Origin of the sequence: Roseovarius nubinhibens ISM (assembly GCF_000152625.1) — a bacterium.
GTDB lineage: Bacteria > Pseudomonadota > Alphaproteobacteria > Rhodobacterales > Rhodobacteraceae > Roseovarius > Roseovarius nubinhibens.
Map to the genome: position 1 here is coordinate 2,751,048 of NZ_CH724156.1, position 23,999 is coordinate 2,775,046.

The following is a 23,999-nucleotide window of genomic DNA, read 5'->3' on the forward strand; positions in this document are numbered from 1 at the left end:
GTCCCGGGCTGAACGCGTCGTCTTACTTGATGAGACCGGCTTCACGAGCATCCTTGAGATACTCTTCGGCGCGCGCCTTCATAAAGTCGTCCATCTCTGCCACGCCCACATCGAGCATCGCGAAACCACCGTCGAGCATCTGCTGACGGAAGGCCGGATCGGCATTGATATCGGCGATCATGTCGGACCAGAGCTTGGTCGTCTCTTCGCTGGCCGTATTGGGCAGGGCAATGCCGCGATAGGCGCCGCCCACCATGTCAAAGCCAAGCTCCTTGAAGGTCGGCACATCGGGGAAGAGCGGGTGACGCTCATCCATGGCCACAGCCAGAAGCCGCACCTGATCGCCCTGTTTGGCGCCCACGGTGGTATAGCCCCATTCGGCCTTGACCTGATTGCCCAAGAGCGCGGTCACCGCCGCCCCGGTGCCTTTGAACGGCACATAGGTGGTCTGAATGCCCGCCATCTTGTCGAACTTGATCTGCGCCAGATGGTTGGCGCTGGCCTTGCCCGAACCGGACATGGTGACCTGGGCCGGGTTGGCCTTGGCGTCGTCGATCAGATCCTGAAGCGTCTGATAGGGGCTGTCGGCCCGCACCACGATCGCATCGGGGGTAAAGTGGAACATATAGGCGAGGTTCAGATCCTCGGTGGTAAAGCCCACGTCCTTTTGCGCCGGTTTGATGATGATATGGGGCAGGTTCACGCCCATGATCGTCTGGCCATCCCCGGTCAGCCCGTTGAGCGAGGCCCAACCCACGGCACCACCGCCGCCCGGCTGATAGGAAATCACCAGGTCTTCGCCGAATTTATCTTTGAAATAAGGCTGTTGAAAGCGGGCCGAAATATCGGATTCACCGCCCGGGCCGAAGGGGATGATATAGTTTACCGGGCCGTTGATTTCGGCCGAAGCCGCACCGCTCAGCCCGGCGGTCACGGCAAGCGCCGCACCCAGTTTCAAAATGGATCGTCTCAGCATGTTAGTCCTCCCTTTATTGTTATGCTGATGCAGGATCAGACCGCTTGCGCGGGGCTCATTGGGCGTTCTTCTCCCGCAACGCCGTCATGAACCTGTCGCGGATGGTCACAGGATCCTTGGTGATGACCGGAACCGGAATGTTTCCGCTTTCACATTTGCAGACGATGATGGTCATCTTGTCGCCCGTCAATGCCTGTTCCATGACATCGGCACAGTCTTCGGCCGCGCATTCGATCACATTCTCACAGCCGCAGGCCTGGGCCACAGCGGTCAGAGAGGTTTTCTTGCCCGCATAGGTCGGCTGATCGCCGGTCGAGCCATAGCTGCCATTGTCGATGATCAGCAGGATGAAATTGTCGGCCACGTTGTTGGCAATGGTGGGCAGGGTGCCGAAATTGGTCAGGACCGAGCCGTCACCGTCGATCGAAATGACTTTCTGTTTCTGCGCCAGCGCGAGGCCGAGACCGATCGAGGAAGACAGGCCCATGGTGCCCAGCATGTAGAAATTCGTCGGCTGATCGTCGAGCATATGCAGTTCCTGGCTCGGCAGGCCGATGTTGCAGACCACGAAATGGTCCGAGATCATCGGAATCAGCGTTTTGAGAACGTCGGAGCGGATCATATCAGTAACCTCCCCAGAAGGACGCATCGGTGAGGATCGCCACCGGCTTGTTGCACATGAACGTGTATTTCAGGATCTTGTCGAATTCCTCGGCATCGGATTGCCGGTGGAAATGGAAGGTCGGAATGTGCATCTGGTCGAGCAGCGCCTTGGTGTGCACCGCCATTTCGACCTGACAGGCCACCGGCTCGCCAAGCTCGCCACGATAGGAAATCAGCATCGGCAGCGGCATCCGATAGTATTGGATGAGCGTCGCCAGCGTGTTGATCGTCACGCCGAGGGCGGTGTTCTGCATGATGATGGCGGGGCGTTTGCCGCCCATGAATGCCCCGGCGCAGAGACCCATGCCCTCGTCTTCCTTGTTCGACGGAATGTGCAGGATGTCCGGATGCGCGTCGATTTTGTCGATCACCCCGGCCAGCTGTTTGCACGGCACGGTGGTGACGAACGATACATCATTGGCGACGAGATCGGCCACCAGCTTGTCGTTAATGTCCAACGAGTAATCCCCCCTAAAGGTGTGTATTGGACGAGCGTGGGTGAAAACCGTAATTTTCACAAACCATATATTTTTGCATTTATGTAAAGGTGGTGTTTACATTGCGGCAGAATCGCCAGCCCGAGGTAAAGCCACGCATGTCCATCTCGCTCTTTCGCACCCTGATCGCCATCTCCGAGACCGGGAGTTTCAGCGCCGCGGCCAACCAGGTGTTCGTCACCCATGCCGCCGTCGGCCAGCAGATGAAGCGGCTCGAGGATCAGCTCGGCGTGGCGCTCTTCGACCGGTCTGAAAAATCGCCACGTCTCAACCAGTTGGGCAAGGCGCTGGTCCCCAAGGCGCGCGAGGTGGTGGCCGCCTATGACACCATCCTCGACGATCTTACCGGCGATCCGGCGTTGATTGGCGAGCTGATCCTCGGCGCGGTGCCCTCGACCATTCGCGGCCTCATCCCGCAGGTGATCAAGCGGCTCATCACCGCCTATCCCGATCTGCGGGTGCGGGTGACGCCGGGGCTGACGCCTGATTTGCAGGACGAGGTGGAACGTGGCTCGGTCGATGCGGCGGTGCTCAGCAAACCGGCGCGAGTCGGCCGGCATCTCAACTGGGTGCCCTTTGTCGAGGAACGGCTCGTCCTGCTCGCCGCCCCGGAGGTCGAGGAAAGCGATCCGGCGCGGATCTTTGCCACCATGCCGTATATCCGGCACACGAATAAATCCTCGGTGGGCATTCTCGCCGATGATTGGCTCGCCGCGCAGAAGATCGAAGTGAATGACATGATGGAAATGGGGTCGCTGGAAAACCTCGCGACCATGGTGGCGCATAATCTCGGCGTCTCCGTGGTGCCCGATATCTGCGTCCCCGATCCGGTCTTTGAGGCGCTGCGCAAGATCCCCCTTGGCCCGACCGCCGCGTCGCGGGAACTCGGCGTGCTAACCCGGGCGGATTGCTCCAAGATGCGGCTGGTCGAACGGCTGCTCGACGAAATCCGAACGGTGGTCGCGGCCCATGCCCCGCCCGAGAATGTTTAGGTGCGTTTTACATTTCTTTAAAAATCTTTGATTTGCGAAAGAGGTCGTTTCAAAGCACCATCGTGGCCTGACGGACCCTGCCGGTCCTTACCTGACATTAGACTGAAGGATCACAGCACCGATGAGCAAGGGCGTGAGCGCAGAGGCCGCAGGCCGGATCGAAGCGATTGTGGGGGCCAAGGGCATTCGCCCCGCCGCAGAGGCGCAACGCTATATGGAGGACCCGCGCGACAGGTTCACCGGCAAGGCGGGGCTCGTCGTGATGCCCGACACCACGGAAGATCTGGCCGAGGTGGTGCGGCTCTGCGGGGCGGAGGGCATCGCGCTCATCCCCTATGGCGGCGGCACCGGCGTGGTGGCCGGGCAGCTGTCGCTGGATCGCGATGACGTGGTGATCCTGTCGCTCGAACGGATGAACCGCATCCGCGACATCCGCGCCGATGATGGGGTGATGGTGGTCGAAGCGGGCTGTGTCCTTGAAAACGTCCATGCCGCCGCCGCCGAACACGGGCTGCAATTCCCGCTCGGCATGGCGAGCAAGGGCAGCTGTACCATCGGCGGCAATCTGGCCACGAACGCCGGCGGCATTCAGGTGCTGCGCCATGGCAATGCCCGCGATCTCTGCCTCGGGATCGAGGCGGTGCTGCCCTCGGGCGAGATCCTGCGCGAGCTGAGCCCTTTGCGTAAAAACAACACCGGGTTCGACCTGCGGCATCTGCTGATCGGCAGCGAAGGCACGCTGGGCATCATCACCGCCGCCACGCTCATCGTGAAACCGATCGAGCCTGAGGTGGTCACGGTCTTTGCCGCCGTGCCGGGCCCGGCCGAGGCGCTGGCGCTCTATCAGGGGATGCGGCGGCAGCTCGGCGAGGCGGTGAGCGGCATCGAGCTCATGAGCGGTTTCGGCGTAGGGCTGGTGACCGGGCATTTTGCCAATCTGCGCAACCCTCTGGCCGAGCCGAGCGAATGGTATGTGCTGACCGAGCTGGCCGGTCATGCGGGGCTTCAGGACAATGTCGAGGGCTTCTTCGGCGAAGAGATCGAGGCAGGCCGGATCGCCGACGCGGTTCTGGCAAGTTCCGAGGCGCAGCGCCAGGCGCTCTGGGATCTGCGCGAACACACGCCCGAGGCCAACCGTCTCACTGGCGCGATTTGCAGCAGCGACACCTCGGTGCCCATCGCCTCGGTTGAACGCTTTGTGGCCGAGACCCATGCGGCGCTGGCGAAACTGCACCCCGGGCTGCGCGTCAACAGCTATGGCCATATCGGCGATGGCAACATCCACCACAATGTCTTTCCGCCCGAAGGCGTGACCAAACCCGAGTTCGTGGCGGCCACGCCGGGTATCATCGAGGCGGTGCGCATGGCGATCAACGAGGTGACCGTGGCCTGTGATGGCGCGATCAGCGCCGAACACGGGATCGGGCGGCTCAAGGTCAATGACCTCGCGCGCTATGCCCAGCCTGCCAAGCTCAACACGATCCGGGCGATCAAGGCGGCGATGGACCCCAAGAATATTCTCAACCCCGGCGCGCTCATCGGTTGAGCCAGCAAAGCGGCGGAAACGAAAAACGCGGCCCCCGAGAGGGCCGCGTTGTCATGTTTAATCGGTATATCGTGCTCAGAGCAGCGATTTGACCTTCTCGGCCACGGCCTCGGCGGTGATGCCGAACTTCTCAAAGAGCGTCTCGGCCGGGGCGGAGGCGCCAAAACCTTCCATGCCGACAAAGCCCGAACGCGCCTCGCGGCCACGCTCACCACAGAGCCAACGATCCCAGCCCTGACGTGCTGCTGCTTCGACCGCGACGCGCACCGCGGCACCGCCGGGCAGAACGCGCTTGCGATAGCTTTCTTCCTGTTGCTCAAAGAGCTCCCAGCAGGGCATCGAGACGACACGCGTGCCGATGCCTTCGGCCTGCAGCAGGTCGCGCGCCTTCATGGCGATCTCGACCTCGGACCCGGTGGCGAGCAAGATCGCCTGACGCTTGCCTTCGGCATCGGCCAGAACATAGGCGCCCTGAGCGGTCAGGTTCTTGTTCTTGTGCTCGGTGCGCAGCGTCGGCAGGCCTTGACGGGTCAGCGAGAGAACCGAGGGCGTTTCCTTGGAGCTCAGCGCCAGTTCCCAGGCTTCGGCGGTCTCGACCGTATCACAGGGGCGGAACACCATCGTGTTGGGCGTCGCGCGGCTGATCGCCAGATGTTCGACCGGTTGGTGGGTCGGGCCATCTTCGCCGAGGCCGATGCTGTCATGGGTCATGACGAAAACGCTCGGCACTTTCATCAGCGCGGCGAGACGCATCGCGGGGCGGGCGTAGTCGGTGAAGCACATGAACGTGCCGCCATAGGGGCGGATACCGCCATGCAGCGCCATGCCGTTCATCGCGGCGGCCATGCCATGTTCACGAATGCCCCAGTAGATGTAGCGGCCCTTGCGGTTCTCGACATCAAAGACGCCGAGATCACCGGTCTTGGTGTTGTTCGACCCGGTGAGGTCGGCCGAGCCGCCCATGGTTTCGGGCATGATCGGGTTGACCACTTCAAGAACCATTTCCGAGCTTTTGCGGGTGGCGACCTTGGGCGCTTCGGCGCTGATCTGTTTCTTCAGCGCCTTGATGCGGGCGGAGAGCTGTTTCGGCGTGTCGAGGGCGAAAATGCGCTCGAACTCGGCCTGACGACGCTCGGACGCCTCGGCAAGACGGGCTTCCCATGCTTCACGCTCGGACGCGCCGCGCGCGCCGATGGCTTCCCAGGCTTGCTTGATGTCGGCAGGCACATCAAAGGGCGCCGAGGTCCAGCCATAGGCCTCTTTGGCGGCGGCCATCTGGGCCTCGTCAGTAAGTGCGCCGTGGCCCTTGGAGGTGTCCTGTGCCGCGTGGCCCAGCGCGATATGCGTCTTGCAGGCAATCATCGAGGGTTTCGAGGTCTTCTTGGCCTCGGTGATCGCCGCATCGATGGCCTTGGGGTCGTGACCGTCGATCTCGATCACATGCCAGCCCGACGCCTTGAACCGTTTGACCTGATCGGTGCGATCCGACAGTTCGACCGTGCCGTCGATGGTGATGTTGTTATTGTCCCAGAACACGATGAGACGGCCCAGCTCGTGACGACCGGCAAGACCGATGGCCTCTTGGCTGATACCTTCCATCAGGCAGCCGTCGCCCGCGATGACATAGGTGTAATGGTTCATCAGCTTGGCGCCATAGCGGGCGCGCAGCGATTCCTCGGCCATGGCGAAGCCGACCGAATTGGCGATGCCCTGACCCAGCGGGCCGGTGGTCGTCTCGATCGCGTCATGCAGGAAGTTTTCCGGATGGCCCGCGGTCAGCGCGCCCCATTGGCGGAAATTGCGGATCTGGTCGATCTCCATGCCCTTGTAGCCGGTCAGATGCAGCAGCGAATAAAGCAGCATCGAGCCGTGGCCCGCCGACAGGATGAACCGGTCGCGGTCGGGCCAGTTGGGGGCGGAGGCGTCAAATTTCAGGTGCTTTTCAAAGAGCACGGTGGCCACATCGGCCATGCCCATCGGCATGCCGGAATGTCCGGAGTTGGCTGCGTGCACCGCGTCGAGCGTGAGCGCGCGGATGGCAGTGGCTTTTTTCCAGTGATCGGGATTGGCAGTGCGCAGGGCGGCGATATCCACGGGGCAGCATCCTTTGGCAGGTCAGGGTCAGATAGGCGGTGCATAGCAGCAAGGGGCAAAAGATCAAGCGGATCAGCCCTCAGAAGAGGCGGTAGGACGCCACGGCTTTGCATCCTACGCGCATTTTTGGCAGGGTTTCTGTAGAGTTGGGGAACAAACAGGCCTTGTCGGCGATTCGCGGTAAGGTGAGGCTAGAACCGGCGTCGACAACAGCCGGGCAGACAACAGAGCGAGGGCACGAGGAGATCATGAGTGATATCGACGCGCTGCAAGGGCGGATCATGGCCGCGCTTGACCGGATCGGTCAGGGGCTGGATGGGCTGGAGCAACAGGGTGGCACGGCCGGGGGCGATGACGAGCTTGCCCAGCTGAAACAGGCTCTGGAAGACGAAAAGCTGGTGACGGCCCAGTTGGAGGAGCGTAACAAGACCCTGAGCCAGCGGCTCAAGGAACTTGAAGCCGCCGACAGCGCGGCCAGTTCCGAGCGCAAGGCGGGCGAGGCGGCCCGCAAGGACGCGCTGCGCAAACTCGATGCCGAGCTGCAGTCGCTGCGCCTCGCCAATCAGCAGCTGCGCGACAACAACGCGGCCCTGCGCGAGGCCAACCAGACCGGCGTGATCGAGCCGCATCTGATCAACAAATCCATGATGGCAGAGCTCAACGGGCTGCGCGCCGCGCGGGCAGCGGATGAGGCCGAGATGAAGACCATCCTGACCGAGCTCGAAGGGGCGCTGGGGGCCGGGGCGGTCGCCGCGGTGACAGACGACGCGTCCAATGGGGACGCCCGGACGGAGGAAGCCTGATGCCCGAAGTGCAGATCGAAATCGGTGGCCGCAACTTCGAAGTCTCCTGTCAGGAGGGCGAAGAGCATTACCTGCAGGCCGCCGCCAAGATGCTCGACGAAGAGGCCTCGGTTCTCGCGGCCCAGATCGGACGTATCCCAGAGGCGCGTATGCTGCTCATGGCGGGGTTGATGCTGGCCGACAAGACCGCCGGCATGCAGGACAAGCTGCGCGAGATGGAAGACAAGCTCGCCGAGGCGCAGTCCGAGGCGGCGCGGCTGCGCGATGCCCCGGCGCCCGAGGCCCAGCGCATCGAGGTGCCGGTCCTGCCCGAAGGCGTCACCGATGCGATGGCCGAGATGGCCGCGCGTGCCGAGGCGATGGCAGACAAGCTCGAGGCAAAGACGCAAAAGGCCGGTTGAGACCCCGCCGTGGGCCCCACCGAGCAGGGCGCTGCGCAGGGTGAACAATCGCGGAACATCTCTTTAACTCGGGGCCGGGCTCGGCTATCTTTGCTGCCATGAGTGATTTCAGCGAATCCGACGCCTTTGACGGCGCATCCCTCTCGGCGCGCGCCATGGCGGCGCGTCCGCGTCCCTATCTCGATGGGTTGAACCCCGAACAGCGCGAAGCGGTGGAGCGGCTCGATGGGCCGGTCCTGATGCTCGCCGGGGCGGGCACTGGCAAGACCAAGGCGCTCACCAGCCGGATCGCCCATCTGCTGAGCACCGGCAGCGCCCGGCCCGATGAAATCCTCGCCGTGACCTTTACCAACAAGGCGGCGCGCGAGATGAAAGATCGCGTGGCCGCCCATCTCGGCGAGGCGGTTGAGGGGATGCGCTGGCTCGGCACGTTCCATTCGATCTGCGTCAAGCTGCTGCGCCGTCATGCCGAACTGGTCGGCCTGAAATCGAATTTCACCATTCTCGACACTGATGATCAGCTGCGCTTGCTCAAACAGTTGGTGCAGGCGGCGGGGATCGACGACAAACGCTGGCCCGCGCGGCAATTGGCCGGGGTCATCGACCAATGGAAAAACCGCGCCTGGACGCCCGATCGGGTGCCGGCCAGCGAGGCCAGCGCCTATGACGGCAAGGGCGTGGCGCTTTATACGCTCTATCAGACCCGTCTGCGCGAGTTGAACGCCGTCGATTTCGGCGATCTGCTGTTGCATATGGTGGTGATCTTCCAGAGCCATCAGGACATTCTCGACCGCTATCAACGCTGGTTCCGCTACATCCTCGTAGACGAGTATCAAGATACCAACGTGGCCCAATACCTGTGGCTACGGCTCTTGGCGTCGGGGCATCGCAACATCTGCTGCGTGGGCGATGACGATCAGTCGATCTATGGCTGGCGCGGGGCAGAGGTGGGCAATATCCTGCGGTTTGAAAAGGATTTTCCCGGCGCGCATGTGGTGCGGCTCGAACAGAATTACCGTTCGACCGCGCATATTCTCGCGGCGGCGAGCGGCGTCATCGCGGGCAACAAGGGGCGGCTTGGCAAGGAACTTTGGACCGAGGCCGAGGGCGGCGAGAAGGTGCGGCTCATCGGCCATTGGGATGGCGAGGAAGAGGCGCGCTGGATCGGCGAAGAGATCGACTCCATGCAACGCGGCACGCGCGGGATGCGGCCCATCGGCCTCGACGATATGGCGATCCTCGTGCGGGCCAGCCACCAGATGCGGGCCTTTGAAGATCGGTTTCTGACCATCGGCATGCCCTATCGGGTGATCGGCGGGCCGCGCTTTTACGAGCGTCTCGAGATCCGCGATGCGATGGCCTATTTCCGGCTGGTGGTGTCGCCGAGCGATGATCTGGCCTTTGAGCGGGTGGTCAATACGCCCAAGCGCGGGCTGGGTGACAAGGCGCAGCAGAAAATCCAGATGACGGCCCGGGAAAACAGCGTGCCGCTTCTTGAGGGCGCGCGCATTCTGCTTGAGCAAAAGGGGCTCGGCGGCAAGGGCGGGGCAGAGCTTGGCCGGTTTGTCGAGAACATCACGCGCTGGGGCCGCATGGTGGGGGATGAGGCGATCAGCCATATCGAGCTGGCCGAGATGATCCTCGACGAGAGCGGCTATACCGAGATGTGGCAAAACGACAAAACGCCCGAAGCGCCGGGGCGGCTCGAGAACCTCAAAGAATTGGTCAAGGCCTTGGAACAGTTCGAAAATCTGCAAGGGTTTCTCGAACATGTCAGCCTGATCATGGACAATGAACAGGAAGAGGCGGGCGAGAAGGTCAGCATCATGACGCTGCACGCGGCCAAGGGGCTCGAGTTTCCGGCGGTGTTCCTGCCGGGCTGGGAGGATGGGCTGTTTCCGTCGCAAAGGTCGATGGATGAAAGCGGCCTCAAGGGCGTCGAGGAAGAGCGGCGGCTGGCCTATGTGGGGATCACCCGGGCCGAGGAAATCTGCACGATCTCCTTTGCCGGGAACCGCCGCGTCTTTGGCCAGTGGCAGAGCCAAATGCCGTCGCGGTTCATCGACGAGCTGCCCGAAGAGCATGTCGAGGTTCTGACGCCTCCGGGCCTTTATGGCGGCGGTTATGGCGCGGCCGGGATGGGGGTCACGGGCGATATCGAGAGCCGCGTGGCGGCGGCCGATGGCTATAATTCACCGGGCTGGAGACGGCTGCAAGCGCGGGCGAGCGAACGCCCGATAAGCCAGCCGCGCGAGAGCAAATCGAGCGTCATCGACATGCAGGCCAACAGCTCGCACACCGTGGGCGAGCGCGTGTTTCACCAGAAATTCGGCTATGGCACGATTGCCGGGATCGAGGGCGACAAGCTCGAGATTGCCTTTGAAAAGGCCGGCGTGAAAAAGGTCGTGGCGCGGTTTGTCACCGGCGCCGAGGATATTCCCTTCTAAGCGTTCAATTTTGCCGCAAATGTCGCAGGCTTGGGTCGCATCGGTGCTTTTCCGATGGGCGGTTCCGCGCTAGGCTAAAGCTCTCAGGGTGCCGTCCTCGCAAGGGGCCGGAGAATTGGGAAGCCGGTGCAAGTCCGGCGCTGCCCCCGCAACGGTAAGGAGGGGTGGTTGGGCGATATGCCACTGGGCCGCGAGGCCTGGGAAGGTAGCCCGATCACAGGCCAGATGGCCGTCCACCAAGCCCGGAAACCAGCCATGAGACAACGTCAGAACCGCGGGGGGCGGCATCGGCGCAAGGCTTTGGCGCTAAGCCCTTGTCTTTGCTCGGTTTCCCTCTGCCCCATCCGGCCCGGGGTGTGGCCGGGGAGTATCGAAGACATGAGCATGACACGCATTTTGAGCGGGTTGGAGATGTGCAACGCACGCGGCGATGAGGCGCAGGCGGTGGCACGGCTTGGATTTCTGGAATGGGCCTTTACCGAACCGGGGCAGGTTACTGCAGAGACGGTTAAGGATGCGTTACGTCACCCGGCGACCAAAGCGCCGGGGAGTGCGGCGGCGCGGGCCTTTGTCGATTATCTGCGGCAGGCGGTGACCCCGCTGAGCTCCGGGCGGGCGCGGCGCGGACGGGCGCGGGCGCTGCACTGAACAGGCGCGACATGCCGGGGGCGTTCAGCCCTCGGCGAGATGTTCGGCAGTGTAGTCGAAGAGCGATTTGACCTCTTCGGGCAGGGCTTTTTTCCCAGTGAACCCATAGAGATATCCGGCGATCCTATGCTGGCGCACGGCGAGCGGTTCGTTGAGGTCGAGCGCGTAATATCCGATCTGTTGATAGTAGAGAATTCGGGCGCGGATGTCGGCCTCTTCGTCCTCGTAACCGTGGCGGAGGAACATGGCGCAGATGGCCTCTTGGCGGGTGCGGTCGTTGCGGGCCACCATGTCATGCACGCGGGCGTCGCGGCGCGACCATTCGCGGATGGCGAAATCGACGCGGTGGTTGAAAAACCGGTCGTCGAGGAAGCAGCGGAAATAGAGCGCCACCGCCTCGGTGATCGTCTGGGCGGGCAGGGTGGTGTGCCGGATGAGATGCGCGGTATTCGTTTCTTCCCAATGGGTTAGAAGCGCCTCGAGCAGGTCGGTCCGATCCTTGAAATACCAGTAGAAGGACGAGCGCGACACGCCGAGCCGGTTGGACAGGGTGAGGATCTTGACCTCGCTGACCCCGTCTTCGATCAGGATGGCGCGGGCCGCTTCGAGCCAGTCGTCGCGGGTGGCTTTGACATGCGTTGGCTGGCTCGTCTCGGCGCTGTCGTCGGGCATGATTGTCCTGTCAAATGGAGGGTCGGTAACCTGTCGGTATTGCGTCGGTAACACGACAGTGGCGATTTCGGAAGCTGATGCGGGGCGCAGGGTCAGCTTTCAGGCGGTGCGCCCCCGGCCTCGGAGAGCCGCGCGACGCGCTCGCGGAAGGCGGCGAGCCGGTCGGCCGGGCCGACATCTTCGGGCGCGTCATGGACGATCTCCTGCCATTTCGCAGTGGCGCGGGTCGAGGCGTCGAGACTGCCGCGTTCGGACCATGTGCCGAAATTCGACCAATCGCCGATCATCGGCTCGTAGAACTCGGTCTGATAGCGTTCCATCGTGTGGCTGGCGCCAAAGAAATGCCCGCCCGGCCCGACCTCTTCGAGCGCCGCGAGGCCGATGTCGTCGGTGCTCGCTTCGGCCCCGGCGCAGAGCTCGGCCACCATCTGAAGCACTTCGATATCGGTGATGAGCTTTTCATAGCTCACCGTCAGCCCGCCTTCGAGCCAGCCGGCGGAATGGATGATGACCGTGGCCCCGGCGAGGAAACAGCCCCAATTGCCGAATTGCGTCTCATTGGCGGCCTGGGCGTCGTTGATATTGGCGGCAGAGCCCGAGGCGCAGCGCCATGGCAGGCCGAGACGGCGGGCGAGCTGTCCGGCGGCAAGCGAGGCCTGAAAATGTTCGGGCGTGCCAAAGGCGGGGGCGCCGGATTTCATATCGACGTTGGAGGTGAAGGTGCCATAGCAGACCGGCGCACCGGGGCGGGTGAGCTGGGTCAGGGTGATGGCGGCGAGCGCCTCGGCATGGCTCAGCGTGATGGCCCCGGCGACGGTGATCGGCGCCATCGCCCCCATCAGCGTGAAGGGCGTCACGATCGAGACCTGACCGGCGCGGGCGAAATCGATGAGCCCCTGCGCCATGGGAATGTCGAGCACACGCGGCGAATTGGTGTTGATGATCGTGTAGCAATGGGGATTGGCGGCAAACTCTTCGTCGCTCAGCCCGCGAAACTCTTGCAAGAGCTCAAAGCTTTGCCGGACCTGCGGCGTGCCGCGCGAGAACACGAAGGGCAGCTTGTCCGAGAGCGAAAACTGCGCGTCGAGCGTGGCGTAATGGCGCAGATGCATCGGCACGTCCTGCGGCTCGATCAGCGGCGGGACCATGTGCAGCACGTCGAAATGCTGGGTCAGTTTCACCAGCTCGCGAAAGTCGCGTTCGGAGCCGGGGCGGCGGCCCCGGTCGCGGTCGGTGGCATGGGGGGCGCCGGCGCCGGGCTGAAACACCATGCGGCCGAGTTCCAGCGTCACGTCGCGGTCGCGCGATCCGGCGCGGCAGGTGATCGAGCGTGGCGCGGTGGCGAGCGCCGCCTCGATGATGTCGCGGCCCAGATAGACCATTTCGGCCCCGTCATCGACTCGGGCCCCGGCGCGGGCATAGATGGCGCGGGCCTCGGGCAGGAGCACCTTCATCCCGAGCCGTTCGAGCGCGTCGAGTGCGGCCAGATGCATGGCCTCGATCCGGTCCTCGCTAAAGACGTTCATGGTGGGGAAGGGATTGCGCAGGTTGCGGTAATCCACCTTGCGGGCCGGGGCGGATTTGGCCGCCTCCTGCTTGGCGCGGCGTCCCTGACGGCGGGGTTTGGTGTCAAGTGTCATGGCGTCTCCTCCCAGATGGCCGGTCCGCACCGCGTCTGTTTCAGGTCTCTGGCGTGTCGTTGCCTGGTTTTCCGCTCGTGTCTGGACATGTGTGTACAGTGACCCGAAACCGCGCGGCAAATCAAGTGATTTGTGCAGGCCCCTTGAGCAGGCCCCTTGTGCAGGCCCCCGCCGATCCGGCAGAGGGGGCTAGGCGGGCGGGCGGTTGCGGGCTAAGGACGGGCCGACGATGGAGAGGCGCGGGCGGTTGCAGGACTTTGGCGCAAGGCGTGTCGGAACGGTACCCTCTTCAGTCTGAATTATAAATTTATAACAAAGAGATATGAGGCAGATATGACTCGATTGATGAAGACTGTGATCGGCGCGGCAGCGGTCCTCGCCCCGCTCGCGGCAGTGGCGGAAGAGCGCGGCACGGCGGGGGATCTGGCGGCGCTGGCCGAGACGCATTTTGCGCCGGTTCTGGCGGCGCGGGCGGTGCCGGGCGCGGTGGTCGGGATCACCTATCGCGGCGAGCATCACCTTTTTGCCCATGGTCTGGCGGATCGCGCGGGCGGCGTGGCGGTGGATGGGGACACGCTCTTTGAGCTGGGCTCGATCAGCAAGCTGTTCACGGTGACACTGGCGGCGCTGGCCGATGAGCGCGGGATTTTGAGCCTCGACGACCGGGTGGCGGCGCATCTGCCTGAGCTTGAGGGTACGGACTTCGGCGCGTTGCGGCTGCGCGATCTCGGCACGCATCACACGGGCGGGATGCCGCTGCAGGTGCCGGATGAGGCGGGCGATGTGGCGGGGCTCATCGCTTGGGCCAAGACATGGGCGCCGGAGCAGCCGGGCGCGCGCAGCTATTCCAACATCAGCGTCGGTCTTCTCGGCCATATCGTGGCGCAGGCCGTGGGGCAGGGCTATGCCGAGGCGCTGGAGAGCGATCTCTTGCCGGCGATGGGGATGGGCGACACCTGGGTCGAGGTGCCGCAAGCGGCGATGCCGCGCTATGCCTTTGGCTATCATAGAGAGACCGATGCGCCGATCCGCGTGAGCCCCGGCGTGTTCGATGCCGAGGCCTATGGTGTCAAATCCTCGGGGGCCGAGATGCTGCATCTGCTCGATCTCTATCTCGGTCAGGCCGAGGTGGGGGACGAGGTTGGGGCGGCGCTGGGCGTGACGCTCGCGAGCTATGGCGAGACCGGGCCCTATGTGCAGCATCTGATCTGGGAGAGCTATCCCTGGCCGGTCGACGAGGCGCAGCTGCAGCTGGGCAACAGCTATGATTTCATCCTCAAGCCGCAGCCGATGGCGCGGGTCGAGGTGCCAGAGCCGGTTACCGGGACGCGGATCTTTAACAAGACCGGCGCGACCAACGGGTTTGGCGGCTATATCGTGATGCTGCCCGAGGCGGAGCTCGGGGTGATCTACCTCGGCAATCGCAATATTCCCAATGGCGACCGGATCAGCGCGACCTATGGGCTGATTGCCGATATTCTGGCGCAGAAATGAGCGCGCGCCGGGCGGGTTGCGGTCCGGCGTGTTCATTGGATTGCGGCGGAAAATGGTAGGCCCGGAGGGACTTGAACCCCCAACCAAAGCGTTATGAGCGCTCTGCTCTAACCAGTTGAGCTACAGGCCCGCCTGGGGCGTTTGGTAGGCTGGCGGGGGCGGGGCGTCAAGATGGCATTGGCGCGTCACAGGGCGTGGGGGCGCAGCGCCTTGTTGATATTGGCCGCGCATTGGTCTATCGCCCTGCCAACACGGATAAACGCAGCGGGGCGCGGCCATGCAATCAGGAAAGAACGGGATCACCTATGCGGATGCAGGGGTGGATATCGACGCGGGCAATGCGCTCGTGGATCGGATCAAACCCGCAGCCAAGCGGACCGCGCGGCCCGGTGTGATGTCGGGGCTCGGCGGCTTTGGCGCGCTGTTTGACCTCAAGGGCGCGGGCTATGTCGATCCGGTGCTGGTGGCGGCGACCGATGGGGTGGGCACCAAGCTGCGCATCGCGATCGACACCGGCCATGTCGATGGCGTCGGCATCGACCTTGTCGCCATGTGCGTCAATGACCTCGTGTGCCAAGGCGCGGAGCCGCTGTTTTTCCTCGATTATTTCGCCACTGGCCGTCTCGAGACGGAGCAGGCGGCGCGGATCATCGAAGGCATTGCCGAGGGCTGTGTCCGGTCGGGCTGTGCGCTGATCGGCGGCGAGACGGCAGAGATGCCGGGCATGTATCCCGATGGCGATTTCGATCTGGCGGGCTTTGCCGTGGGCGCGATGGAGCGTGGCACGGATCTGCCGGCGGGTGTGGTCGAGGGCGATGTGCTGCTGGGGCTGGCCTCGGATGGGGTGCATTCCAACGGCTATAGCCTTGTGCGCAAGCTGGTTGAGATCTCGGGCCTGGGCTGGGAGGCGGATTGCCCCTGGGCCGAGGGCAGCCTTGGCGAGGTGCTGCTGACGCCGACGCGGCTCTATGTGCGTCAGGCGCTCGAGGCGGTGCGGGCCGGTGGCGTGCATGCGCTGGCGCATATCACCGGTGGCGGTCTCACCGAGAACCTGCCGCGCGTCCTGCCCGAGGGGCTGGGGGCGGAGATCGACCTTGGCGCGTGGGAGCTGCCGGGGGTGTTTGCCTGGGCGGCGGAAACCGGTGGCATGGAAGAGGCCGAGCTTCTCAAGACCTTCAACTGCGGCATCGGCATGATCCTGTCGGTCGAGGCGGACCGGGCCGAGGCGCTGAGCGCGCTGCTCAGCGAGGCGGGCGAAACCGTCTACCGCATCGGCCAAGTGGTGCCGGGGCAGGGCGTCGCCTATTCGGGCAGTCTCAAGTGAAGAAACGCGTCGCCATCCTGATCTCGGGGGGCGGGTCGAACATGGTCTCGCTCGTCGACAGTATGGGCGAGGATCACCCGGCCATGCCGGTGCTGGTTCTGGCCAATGGCGCCGAGGCGGGCGGGCTCGAGAAGGCCCGGGCGCGCGGCGTCGAGACGGCGGTGGTCGATCACCGGCCCCACAAGGGCGACCGGGCCAGTTTCGAGGAGGCGCTGCACGCGCGGATCTGTGAAGCGCAGCCCGATATTCTCTGTCTGGCGGGGTTCATGCGGGTGCTGACCGAAGGGTTCGTGCGCCGCTGGGACGGGCGGATGATCAATATTCACCCGTCTCTTTTGCCGAAATACACCGGGCTGAATACCCATGCGCGGGCGCTGGCGGCGGGCGACACCGAGGCCGGATGTAGCGTGCATGAGGTCACTGCCGAGCTCGACGCCGGGCCGCTTTTGGGTCAGGCGCGGGTGCCGGTCGAGCCGGGTGACACGCCCGCAACCCTCGCGGCGCGGGTTCTGGCACAGGAACATATCCTCTATCCGCAGGTGCTGCGCCGCTTTGCCGCCGGCGACAAGACACCGGTATTTTTGCCATGATCGGGACGATCCAGGCGGGGCGGGCCAAGGTTATTTGAATTCCGCTGCATTTCCACTATACGGGGCCACCGCCGCCGCGATGGCGCCCCCAACATTCGAGCCGATATGATCACCATCACCACCACCGACGCCCTTGCCGACTATTGCCAAGAGGCGCGCAAACATCCCTATGTCACCGTCGATACAGAGTTCCTGCGCGAGCGGACCTATTACAGCAAGCTCTGCCTCGTGCAGCTTGCCATGCCGGGCGAGGATGATGCGGGGGCGGTGCTGGTCGATCCGCTGGCCGAGGGGCTGTCGCTCGAGCCGCTATATGAGCTTTTCCGCGATGAGAATGTGGTCAAGGTGTTCCATGCGGCGCGGCAGGATCTCGAGATTTTCTATGTCGATGCTGGTCTGATCCCGCAGCCCCTGTTTGATACGCAGGTGGCGGCGATGGTCTGCGGCTTTGGCGAGCAGGTGGGCTATGAGACGCTGGTGCGGCGGATCGCCAAGGAGCAGCTCGACAAATCCTCGCGCTTTACCGATTGGTCGCGCCGTCCGCTGAGCGAGGCGCAGAAGAAATACGCGCTGGGCGATGTGACCCATCTACGGCGCATTTACGAATATCTCGCCGCCGAGCTGGAAAAATCCGGCCGTGATGCCTGGGTCAAGGAAGAGCTTGGCACGCTGATGGACCCGGCGACCTATATCACCCGGCCCGAGGATGCGTGGCAGCGGATCAAGACACGCAACAATTCCGGGCGTTACCTCGCCATCGTGCGCGAATTGGCGCGGTTCCGCGAGGCCCATGCGCAAGAGCGCAACATCCCGCGCAACCGGGTCTATAAGGATGATGCGCTGCTCGAGCTGGCGGCGACGAAACCGGCGAGCTATGACGATCTGGGCCGGTCGCGGCTCTTGCTGCGCGAGGCGCGCAAGGGGGCGATTGCCGATGGCATTATCGCGGCTGTGAAGCGCGGGCTCGAGATGGATCCGAAGGATCAGCCGCAGAAGGCGGGGCTCGACGACAAGCTGCAGGTGAACCCGGCGGTGGCGGATATGCTGCGGGTGCTGCTCAAGGGCAAATCCGAGGAATATGGCGTCGCGGCCAAGCTCATCGCCACGGCGTCGGATCTCGACGCGATTGCGGGCGGTCGGCGCGATGGCGCGGCGCTCAAGGGCTGGCGGGCGCAGGTGTTCGGGCAGGATGCGCTCAAGCTCTGCGAGGGCAAGATCGCGCTGCGCGTCAAGGGGCAGAATATTGAGGCGGTCGAGCTCTGAGCCGAGGGGCGCTGAACGCTTGTGCACGGATGGTGAAGGTTGTGTTTGAGCCCAATGTCGCGGATGCTGCGCGGGGCTACGAACGTCGGTTTTCGGAACAGAGCCAAAAAAATTCACAAGTTGTTCGGGCTCGAACAGGGTTTACACTAACATTAAATGGGGTTCTTGGGTGATGCTCGGAGAACATGGGGTTTCGGAATCCGAAAGGGCATAGCGGAGGCAAGAAGGTTGAGTGGTCCCAAACACATGAAACCCGCAGCGAGGAATTTGGAGGCAGAAGCCGTTTGGGGCGACGGGGAACCAAACGATCAGCGAATGGAGGACATCGTCTGTCAAGGTTATTTCCCATTCTTGAACTGGGAGTTTTTTCGATGGGCGTACCCAGCCATCGAATTCGGTGCCGCGACCGAAATGTTTCTTTCTGCGGTGCATCGGGCCATCGAAGGAAATCGGCTCTACGTGATGGTGCCTCCCCATGTGACTGACCCTGAGGTTGGAACAAAGCAGATCGGGAACATTATGACCGGCCAGCGGCTCGAGTACTGGAAGGCCAGCGCTGATGAAGTGTTCTTGTACTTTCAGACCTTTTGGCCTCATAGCGATATTCGTGGACAGAACTTGGCAGACCACCAAGACCTTAACTGGCCCTGCTTCTGTTTCCCCATGGCTGCAGAACATGACGACCCTTTGAACGAACATCCCGAGATCGATTGGAGTGATTATTTTATGTTCCCTTAAGGCATTCAAAAAAAGTCATTTTGGTGAATGAGTTGCCAAACCAGACATCAAAATAGATGTGTCGAAGGTCCGAAAAGTCCGCATAGCTGGCATTCGGCCTACGGGGCCACACGGGTAAGCCCGGAGGCGCTATGCGTTGCCCGTCAGAAGGCGCGACGCAGGCTCTGGCGTTCGGCCTCGAGGGGCAGGGCCTTGTCGCAATAGGCGAGCACCAATTCATCCAGATCACGCGCCGCCGCGGCGAGGGAGGCGTCGGGCAGGGAGGCCAGCCGCGACAGGGCCTCGCGCAGGTGGCGGGCGACCTCGATCTGACCCGCGCCATCGCGGGCGGTGGCGGCAAAGGCCGATTGCAGGATATGGGCGGGCGTCGGCGCCTTGACAAAGACCCGAGGGGCGGTGGCGGTGTCCGGGTCGCCCGTGGCATGGCCGTAGTCCCAGAGCAGCATTTCCAGCCGTGTCACCGCCTCGATCGCGGTGCCGGGATCGTTGACCCCGGGTGACAGTGCGCGTGACGACATTTCCGACAGGACGGTGAGACCGAAATCCGGGTCCTGTTCATAGGTGCGGATGTCGCCGATGACGAAATGCCGTGCGAGCTGGGTGAGCTCGGCCTCGCTGGCGCTGCCCGAGAGCTGGGCGAGGGGCTGTCCGCGCAGCACGGTCTGGCCGGGGAAGAGCGAGACATAGAGAAAGCTGCCCTCGGAGATGTCCTCAAGACAGGTGTTGAGCCCTTCGACATCAATCAGCTGCAGATAGCCCGAGGCGGGCGCAGTGAGCGGTGTCATCTGGTCGGGCAGCACCGTGTCCTCGCGCAGCAAAGCCGCGCCGAGCGCGGGCCGCCGGGCAAAACGGGTGAGCCCGTCGCGAGTCAGATCGAAGACGTTGCGCATGTTGTGATCCATGCTGCCGAGGTGGCTCAGATGGTCGATCCAGCGCAGCATGGCGGCGATCACCATCACCACCACGAGCACGGTGACCGCCATGGTGATAAAGGCCGAAGTGTCGGCATAGAGCCCGGCCTGGATCAGGATGATCGTGGTCAACGCATAGACAAAGGCCCCGATGAACACCGCGAGCACGGTTTGCGTGGTGGTGTCGTCGAGCAAGAGCCGGTGAATGCGCGGCGTGGCGCTGGCGGCGGCGGCGCGATGGGCGCTCACCATGACGTTGAGCGAAAAGGTCGAGACCGCGAGCATCGACGACGCGAGGATCGTCAGCACTGTCATCACGCCTTCGGGCGCGACATCGGGCGCGAAATCGAGATCGATCCAGCGTTCGAGCACCGGCTCTATCGCCGCCACCAGAAGCGACAGCAGCGCGTAGCACAACACGCGCAGCCAGAGCTTGCGGTAGTAACGCTTGAGCAGCGCCAGCGGCATTTTCAAAAACGCACCCATTCGGTCACCTCATCACGCAATGCGGCCAGTTTGGCCAGCGGTGGCTTGAGCTGTCAATGGTAGGGTGTCGCGCCGAAAAGTCGCGAAATATCAAGCGATCAGCGGCGCGAGCTGTGGGAGTTGGTCTGCGAGATCACGCGGATTTCCCGCACCCCTTGCAGGTCTTGATCCGAGACAAAGCGCCCGGCGCTGACCTTGCGGCTATGGGGCGTGCCCTGGGCGCGGTTGACCGGCTGATAGGCCTCGAGCCGATAGGTCAGCACGCCATTGATCGGCGCGTCATCCTTGCCATTGGCCGAGGTCAGCCGCACATCATGCGCGCCTTGGCGCAAGGGCAGGCCGGTGACCCGGATGATGGCGCCACCGGAGGCGCGTTCGACGCTGAGCCCGGTGACCTGATGGACCAGCGTGCCCTCATAGACCTCGTTGCCGCGTTTGCGGCGGAAGATGCTGTTGCGCTCTTCGGGGATGAGCGGGTTGGCATTGGGGCTCTGGGCGCTGGTCGGTGTGGCGCGCGCCGTGCTCTTGCCGAACCAGTTGCCGGGGTTGAGCTTGGAGTCGCGCAGGCCGCCGCAGCCCGCCAGCGTCAGGGTGGTAACCATCAGGATGGAAAGCAGAATGCGCATGTGAAACCTTTGCCCCAAATTCCCCGCAGGGTGATTGGGGGCACAGTATGACGCGAGGGCCGCGCGTGCAAGCGGGGGCTGGACCTTTGAGCGCCCCGCCATTACCTCAGGGACGATCAGAATGGGGAAAACCGATGGCGCAACCGGCCTTTGAAAACATCGTGGAAGATTTCGAGTTTCTCGAGGATTGGGAAGACCGCTACCGTTATGTGATCGAGCAGGGCAAGGCGATGGAACCGCTCGACGACGCGCTCAAGGTGCCGGCGACCAAAGTCGATGGCTGTGCCAGTCAGGTCTGGCTGCATCCGCGGATCGAGGGCGGTGTCTTTGCCTTTGACGGCGAGAGCGACGCGATGATCGTGCGCGGGCTCATCGCGGTGCTGCGGGCTCTCTATAATGATCTGCCGGTGGGCGAGGTGCCGCAGGTTGATGCGGCGGGCGAATTGGCGCGGCTTGGCCTCAATGATCACCTGTCGGCGCAGCGCTCGAACGGGTTGCGGGCAATGATCACCCGCATCCGCGAGGTGGCAGCGGCCGCAGCCGCCGCCTGAGCCGAGCCTTAACCTTAAAAGAGTCTCAGCCGCGACCGCGATAGGGCGGTACGCCCTGATCGGGAATCCAGACGCTGTCGGGCATCGGGCCGGTCTGCCAGAAGACATCGATGGGAATGCCGCCGCGCGGATACCAATAGCCGCCGATGCGCAGCCATTGCGGCGCGAGGAACTCGGCCAGCCGCCGCCCGATGGAGACGGTGCAATCCTCGTGGAACGCGCCGTGATTGCGGAAGGCCCCGAGGAAGAGCTTGAGCGATTTGCTCTCCACCAACCACTCGCCCGGCACGTAATCAATGACCAGATGGGCGAAATCGGGCTGGCCGGTCATCGGGCAGAGCGAGGTGAACTCGGGCGCGGTGAAGCGCACGTTATAGGCGGTGTCGGCCTGGGGGTTTTGCACGCGTTCGAGTTCGGCCTCATCGGGATTGGCGGGCAGAACTGTGGCGCCGCCAAGCTGTTTGAGGTCGGAATAGATCGTGTCGCTCATGGTTGCTTTGTCCTGTATTGGTCTGGATCCGCCCCGGAAATTGGGGCGTCAGTGTTGCGTCGGTAGTACGACGGTATTCGGTCGGTGCGTGTTCCGTGAGTGGTGGTGGTCTTCGTGAGTGGTGGTGGTTGGTCGTGAGTGGTGGAGTTACGCCGGGAACGGGCGTTGGGTCAGACGCCGCGTTGATTGCCCCAGATGAAAACATGGAGCTGCGGCAGGATGCGCACCGAGAACCAGCCATCGCGCATGGCGCGTTCGGTGAGCAGGCGGAGCCGGTCGGCCATGGCCGGCAGGTCGACAGGCTGGGCCGGGTCGATCTCGGGATTGCCCGGTTGCAGGAACAATGGCAGCCCCGGAAAACGGGCCTGCACCGTCTTGGCCCAGTTGTAATCCTCGTCGTCGAAAATCACGATCTTGAGGATGGTGCGCCCGGCATTGGCCCCGGCGCGCAGGCAGGCGTCAAACGCCTCCCAATCGGGCCGCTCGCCGCTCGACGGGGGTTTCGGCGACAGCACCAGCGTGTCGAGCACGTTGAACCAGCCGCGCGCGATCGAGCCTTGGGTTTCGCAGGCGAAGCGGTAGCCCTGGGCGCGGCCCAGCGCGATGAGCGGGCCGAAATCCTGAATGGCCGGGTTGCCGCCCGAGAGCGACACGGTGAGCGGCTGGCCGTCCGAGAGGCGCTGAATCTCGTCCCAGATGTCGAAGGTGGTCATCGGGGTCCAGCTGCTGCGGTGCTCGCTGTCGACCGCATGGGGCGTGTCGCACCAGCTGCAGCGGTAATCGCAGCCGCCCGCCCGGACAAAGACCGTGGGTTCGCCGATGAGGATGCCTTCGCCTTGAATGGTGGGGCCGAAGATCTCGGAGATACGCAAGCTGCTCATGGTCGGTACTCCGCCCAGGAGCGGGGGGTCTCGCTCACCCGGACGGCCACGGTTTCGGGCCATTGCCCGGCGCAATAGTCGAAGAAATGCCGCGCCAGCGCCTCGGCGGTGCTGGGCCCGTCGAGCACATCATTGAGATGGCGGTGATCAAACCGCGTGTCGATATAGGATTTGAGCGCGGCGAGATCGTGATAGTCGCGCACGAAACCGTTGGCGTCGAGCTCGGGCGCGGCCAGTTCGACCGCAACCACGTAGTTATGGCCATGCAGCCGCGCGCATTGGTGATGCTCGGGCAGATGCGCGAGCTGATGCGAGGCGGAGAAATGGAATTCCTTGCAGATCCGGTACATCAGCAGGCCGCCTTTCGGGAGATGGCGATCTCCCAGAAATCGGGGTCGGCATAGGCGGTCGGATCGGCGACGCCAGCGAGGTCAAAGGCCTCGCGCCGCTCGACGCAGGTGCCGCAGCGCCCGCAATGCATGTCGCCGCCCTTGTAGCAGGACCAAGTGTCGGCAAAGGGGGTGTGATGGCGCGCGCCCTCGGTGACGATGGCCGATTTCGGCGCGTCGATGAAGGGCGTGTAGAGAAACACATTCGCATAGCCGTCGAGCGCGTGGTTCTGCATCGCCTGAAAGCTCTTGGCAAAGCCGGGGCGGCAATCGGGGTAGATGAAGTGATCGCCGCCATGAACGGCGGTGGCGACGGCTTCGTCCCCCTGTGCCGTGGCGAGGCCAAAGGCGACGCTCAGCATGATGGCGTTGCGATTGGGCACGACCGTGGCGGCCATCGAGGCCTCGGTGTAATGGCCGTCGGGCACCGGCACATCATCGGTGAGCGCCGAGCCGGTCAGCACCGCGCCGATGCCGCGCATGTCGATGAGGTGAAACGGCACGCCGAGCCGGTCTGCCGCACGGGCGGCGAAATCGAGCTCTTTGCGATGGCGCTGGCCATAGTCAAAGGAGACCAACCGCGTGAGTGTTTGCTCTGCCGCGACCTTGTGGGCGAGGGAAACGGAATCCAATCCGCCTGAGCAGATGACAAGTGTCTTCATATCTGGGGCCCTTGTTTTGATGACCGGGTAGGCTGCGACCGGTGGCAGGCTAGGTAGTGCAAGCTGGGGGTTGGATCAAGCTATCCGCGTGTGACGTTACGTTAATGTTATGAAACCGGTTCAAATTCGGTGCGAAATGTCTCGATTTACGGGTGTTTCGCGCGTTTTGGGCCGCGGGTCAGGGGGCGCTGCCCCCAAGGCTTGCGGCCTTTCCC

General features: G+C 63.5%; 24 protein-coding genes, 1 tRNA gene and 1 riboswitch. Of the genes, 12 read left to right on the forward strand and 13 right to left on the reverse strand.

All coding sequences use genetic code 11. The features are described from left to right. Nucleotides 1-22: 22 nt before the first annotated feature. Genes ISM_RS13155 through comD form a run of 3 tightly spaced genes read right to left on the reverse strand, consistent with a single transcriptional unit; the run spans nt 23 to nt 2,097 of the window. Nucleotides 23-976 (reverse strand): Bug family tripartite tricarboxylate transporter substrate binding protein, encoded by a 954-nt coding sequence (locus ISM_RS13155; RefSeq protein WP_040618080.1) that lies wholly within the window; start codon nt 974-976, stop codon nt 23-25. Between the two features lie 55 nt (nt 977-1,031). After that, nucleotides 1,032-1,598, reverse strand: a complete 567-nt coding sequence (gene comE / locus ISM_RS13160) for a sulfopyruvate decarboxylase subunit beta (protein WP_009814675.1) — start codon at nt 1,596-1,598, stop codon at nt 1,032-1,034. 1 nt (nt 1,599) lies between these two features. Beyond that, nucleotides 1,600-2,097: a sulfopyruvate decarboxylase subunit alpha gene (gene comD, locus ISM_RS13165; RefSeq protein ID WP_009814676.1), complete on the reverse strand. Its 498-nt coding sequence runs from the start codon at nt 2,095-2,097 to the stop codon at nt 1,600-1,602. 137 nt (nt 2,098-2,234) lie between these two features. Here comD and ISM_RS13170 point away from each other — a divergent pair, with 137 nt between their 5' ends. Together ISM_RS13170 and ISM_RS13175 are read left to right on the forward strand one after the other, a co-directional pair. Beyond that, a complete protein-coding gene (locus ISM_RS13170) occupies nt 2,235-3,128 on the forward strand; it encodes a LysR family transcriptional regulator (RefSeq protein WP_009814677.1) in 894 nt (297 codons plus the stop codon). A gap of 121 nt (nt 3,129-3,249) precedes the next feature. Beyond that, nucleotides 3,250-4,674 (forward strand): FAD-binding oxidoreductase, encoded by a 1,425-nt coding sequence (locus ISM_RS13175; protein ID WP_009814678.1) that lies wholly within the window; start codon nt 3,250-3,252, stop codon nt 4,672-4,674. Nucleotides 4,675-4,749: 75 nt separating this feature from the next. Here ISM_RS13175 and tkt read toward each other — a convergent pair whose 3' ends face one another. Then, a complete protein-coding gene (gene tkt / locus ISM_RS13180) occupies nt 4,750-6,768 on the reverse strand; it encodes a transketolase (RefSeq protein WP_009814679.1) in 2,019 nt (672 codons plus the stop codon). A 248-nt stretch (nt 6,769-7,016) separates the two neighbouring features. Here tkt and ISM_RS13185 point away from each other — a divergent pair, with 248 nt between their 5' ends. From ISM_RS13185 to ISM_RS13200, 4 genes are all read left to right on the forward strand, one after another. Next, entirely contained in the window at nt 7,017-7,571 is a 555-nt protein-coding gene (locus ISM_RS13185) for a hypothetical protein (RefSeq protein ID WP_009814680.1), read from the forward strand. Beyond that, nucleotides 7,571-7,972, forward strand: a complete 402-nt coding sequence (locus ISM_RS13190) for a cell division protein ZapA (RefSeq protein WP_009814681.1) — start codon at nt 7,571-7,573, stop codon at nt 7,970-7,972. Before ISM_RS13185 ends, ISM_RS13190 begins: the two co-directional genes overlap by 1 nt. Nucleotides 7,973-8,070: 98 nt before the next feature. Further along, nucleotides 8,071-10,419, forward strand: coding sequence for an ATP-dependent helicase (locus tag ISM_RS13195; RefSeq protein WP_009814682.1), 2,349 nt, complete (start codon nt 8,071-8,073; stop codon nt 10,417-10,419). Between the two features lie 69 nt (nt 10,420-10,488). Next, a riboswitch (cobalamin riboswitch) is annotated at nt 10,489-10,691 on the forward strand. A gap of 112 nt (nt 10,692-10,803) precedes the next feature. After that, nucleotides 10,804-11,067, forward strand: a complete 264-nt coding sequence (locus tag ISM_RS13200; protein WP_156783395.1) for a hypothetical protein — start codon at nt 10,804-10,806, stop codon at nt 11,065-11,067. A 24-nt stretch (nt 11,068-11,091) separates the two neighbouring features. Here ISM_RS13200 and ISM_RS13205 read toward each other — a convergent pair whose 3' ends face one another. Both ISM_RS13205 and ISM_RS13210 read right to left on the reverse strand, forming a co-directional pair. Beyond that, the gene (locus ISM_RS13205) at nt 11,092-11,739 is read right to left on the reverse strand and encodes a TetR/AcrR family transcriptional regulator (RefSeq protein WP_009814684.1); all 648 of its coding nucleotides are present in this window, start codon (nt 11,737-11,739) and stop codon (nt 11,092-11,094) included. 92 nt (nt 11,740-11,831) lie between these two features. Beyond that, nucleotides 11,832-13,379: a trimethylamine methyltransferase family protein gene (locus ISM_RS13210; RefSeq protein WP_009814685.1), complete on the reverse strand. Its 1,548-nt coding sequence runs from the start codon at nt 13,377-13,379 to the stop codon at nt 11,832-11,834. 345 nt (nt 13,380-13,724) lie between these two features. Here ISM_RS13210 and ISM_RS13215 point away from each other — a divergent pair, with 345 nt between their 5' ends. Further along, on the forward strand, nt 13,725-14,873 hold the full coding sequence (locus ISM_RS13215) for a serine hydrolase (protein WP_009814686.1): 1,149 nt from the start codon (nt 13,725-13,727) through the stop codon (nt 14,871-14,873). Between the two features lie 53 nt (nt 14,874-14,926). Here ISM_RS13215 and ISM_RS13220 read toward each other — a convergent pair. Continuing rightward, a tRNA-Ile gene (locus ISM_RS13220) sits at nt 14,927-15,003 on the reverse strand. A 147-nt stretch (nt 15,004-15,150) separates the two neighbouring features. Here ISM_RS13220 and purM point away from each other — a divergent pair. The 4 genes from purM (at nt 15,151) to ISM_RS13240 (ending at nt 18,788) form a co-directional block, all read left to right on the forward strand. After that, nucleotides 15,151-16,197, forward strand: coding sequence for a phosphoribosylformylglycinamidine cyclo-ligase (gene purM, locus ISM_RS13225; protein WP_009814687.1), 1,047 nt, complete (start codon nt 15,151-15,153; stop codon nt 16,195-16,197). Further along, nucleotides 16,194-16,787, forward strand: a complete 594-nt coding sequence (gene purN, locus ISM_RS13230; RefSeq protein ID WP_009814688.1) for a phosphoribosylglycinamide formyltransferase — start codon at nt 16,194-16,196, stop codon at nt 16,785-16,787. The genes purM and purN overlap by 4 nt, the downstream gene beginning before the upstream one ends. 105 nt (nt 16,788-16,892) lie before the next feature. Further along, a complete protein-coding gene (rnd, locus tag ISM_RS13235) occupies nt 16,893-18,050 on the forward strand; it encodes a ribonuclease D (RefSeq protein ID WP_009814689.1) in 1,158 nt (385 codons plus the stop codon). Nucleotides 18,051-18,296: 246 nt separating this feature from the next. Beyond that, the gene (locus tag ISM_RS13240) at nt 18,297-18,788 is read left to right on the forward strand and encodes a hypothetical protein (RefSeq protein WP_217622874.1); all 492 of its coding nucleotides are present in this window, start codon (nt 18,297-18,299) and stop codon (nt 18,786-18,788) included. A 143-nt stretch (nt 18,789-18,931) separates the two neighbouring features. Here ISM_RS13240 and ISM_RS13245 read toward each other — a convergent pair whose 3' ends face one another. Both ISM_RS13245 and ISM_RS13250 read right to left on the reverse strand, forming a co-directional pair. Then, on the reverse strand, nt 18,932-20,185 hold the full coding sequence (locus ISM_RS13245) for a DUF2254 domain-containing protein (protein ID WP_040618083.1): 1,254 nt from the start codon (nt 20,183-20,185) through the stop codon (nt 18,932-18,934). A gap of 98 nt (nt 20,186-20,283) precedes the next feature. Next, a complete protein-coding gene (locus ISM_RS13250; protein ID WP_009814692.1) occupies nt 20,284-20,811 on the reverse strand; it encodes a lipoprotein in 528 nt (175 codons plus the stop codon). 134 nt (nt 20,812-20,945) lie between these two features. On the opposite strand from ISM_RS13250, the gene ISM_RS13255 reads away from it, so the two are divergent. After that, nucleotides 20,946-21,362: a SufE family protein gene (locus tag ISM_RS13255; protein ID WP_009814693.1), complete on the forward strand. Its 417-nt coding sequence runs from the start codon at nt 20,946-20,948 to the stop codon at nt 21,360-21,362. A gap of 25 nt (nt 21,363-21,387) precedes the next feature. On the opposite strand, the gene queF is transcribed toward ISM_RS13255, so the two are convergent. The 4 genes from queF to queC form a co-directional block, all read right to left on the reverse strand. Then, a complete protein-coding gene (gene queF / locus ISM_RS13260) occupies nt 21,388-21,852 on the reverse strand; it encodes a preQ(1) synthase (RefSeq protein WP_009814694.1) in 465 nt (154 codons plus the stop codon). 170 nt (nt 21,853-22,022) lie between these two features. Next, nucleotides 22,023-22,733, reverse strand: coding sequence for a 7-carboxy-7-deazaguanine synthase QueE (gene queE, locus ISM_RS13265; protein ID WP_009814695.1), 711 nt, complete (start codon nt 22,731-22,733; stop codon nt 22,023-22,025). Then, nucleotides 22,730-23,083, reverse strand: a complete 354-nt coding sequence (locus ISM_RS13270; protein ID WP_009814696.1) for a 6-pyruvoyl trahydropterin synthase family protein — start codon at nt 23,081-23,083, stop codon at nt 22,730-22,732. The genes queE and ISM_RS13270 overlap by 4 nt, the downstream gene beginning before the upstream one ends. Continuing rightward, entirely contained in the window at nt 23,083-23,784 is a 702-nt protein-coding gene (queC, locus tag ISM_RS13275) for a 7-cyano-7-deazaguanine synthase QueC (protein ID WP_009814697.1), read from the reverse strand. The genes ISM_RS13270 and queC overlap by 1 nt, the downstream gene beginning before the upstream one ends. Between the last annotated feature and the right edge of the window lie 215 nt (nt 23,785-23,999).

Bases quoted from the DNA above. Each gene is read 5' to 3' on its own strand.
- ISM_RS13270 (WP_009814696.1), bottom strand. From the start codon at position 23,083: ATGTACCGGATCTGCAAGGAATTCCATTTCTCCGCCTCGCATCAGCTC.
- ISM_RS13155 (WP_040618080.1), bottom strand. From the start codon at position 976: ATGCTGAGACGATCCATTTTGAAACTGGGTGCGGCGCTTGCCGTGACC.
- ISM_RS13170 (WP_009814677.1), top strand. From the start codon at position 2,235: ATGTCCATCTCGCTCTTTCGCACCCTGATCGCCATCTCCGAGACCGGG.
- ISM_RS13255 (WP_009814693.1), top strand. From the start codon at position 20,946: ATGGCGCAACCGGCCTTTGAAAACATCGTGGAAGATTTCGAGTTTCTC.
- ISM_RS13215 (WP_009814686.1), top strand. From the start codon at position 13,725: ATGAAGACTGTGATCGGCGCGGCAGCGGTCCTCGCCCCGCTCGCGGCA.
- ISM_RS13190 (WP_009814681.1), top strand. From the start codon at position 7,571: ATGCCCGAAGTGCAGATCGAAATCGGTGGCCGCAACTTCGAAGTCTCC.
- ISM_RS13245 (WP_040618083.1), bottom strand. From the start codon at position 20,185: ATGGGTGCGTTTTTGAAAATGCCGCTGGCGCTGCTCAAGCGTTACTAC.
- queE (WP_009814695.1), bottom strand. From the start codon at position 22,733: ATGAGCAGCTTGCGTATCTCCGAGATCTTCGGCCCCACCATTCAAGGC.
- rnd (WP_009814689.1), top strand. From the start codon at position 16,893: ATGATCACCATCACCACCACCGACGCCCTTGCCGACTATTGCCAAGAG.
- ISM_RS13250 (WP_009814692.1), bottom strand. From the start codon at position 20,811: ATGCGCATTCTGCTTTCCATCCTGATGGTTACCACCCTGACGCTGGCG.
- ISM_RS13240 (WP_217622874.1), top strand. From the start codon at position 18,297: ATGAAACCCGCAGCGAGGAATTTGGAGGCAGAAGCCGTTTGGGGCGAC.
- ISM_RS13175 (WP_009814678.1), top strand. From the start codon at position 3,250: ATGAGCAAGGGCGTGAGCGCAGAGGCCGCAGGCCGGATCGAAGCGATT.
- ISM_RS13185 (WP_009814680.1), top strand. From the start codon at position 7,017: ATGAGTGATATCGACGCGCTGCAAGGGCGGATCATGGCCGCGCTTGAC.
- ISM_RS13195 (WP_009814682.1), top strand. From the start codon at position 8,071: ATGAGTGATTTCAGCGAATCCGACGCCTTTGACGGCGCATCCCTCTCG.
- ISM_RS13200 (WP_156783395.1), top strand. From the start codon at position 10,804: ATGACACGCATTTTGAGCGGGTTGGAGATGTGCAACGCACGCGGCGAT.
- queF (WP_009814694.1), bottom strand. From the start codon at position 21,852: ATGAGCGACACGATCTATTCCGACCTCAAACAGCTTGGCGGCGCCACA.
- comE (WP_009814675.1), bottom strand. From the start codon at position 1,598: ATGATCCGCTCCGACGTTCTCAAAACGCTGATTCCGATGATCTCGGAC.
- ISM_RS13205 (WP_009814684.1), bottom strand. From the start codon at position 11,739: ATGCCCGACGACAGCGCCGAGACGAGCCAGCCAACGCATGTCAAAGCC.
- ISM_RS13210 (WP_009814685.1), bottom strand. From the start codon at position 13,379: ATGACACTTGACACCAAACCCCGCCGTCAGGGACGCCGCGCCAAGCAG.
- purM (WP_009814687.1), top strand. From the start codon at position 15,151: ATGCAATCAGGAAAGAACGGGATCACCTATGCGGATGCAGGGGTGGAT.
- queC (WP_009814697.1), bottom strand. From the start codon at position 23,784: ATGAAGACACTTGTCATCTGCTCAGGCGGATTGGATTCCGTTTCCCTC.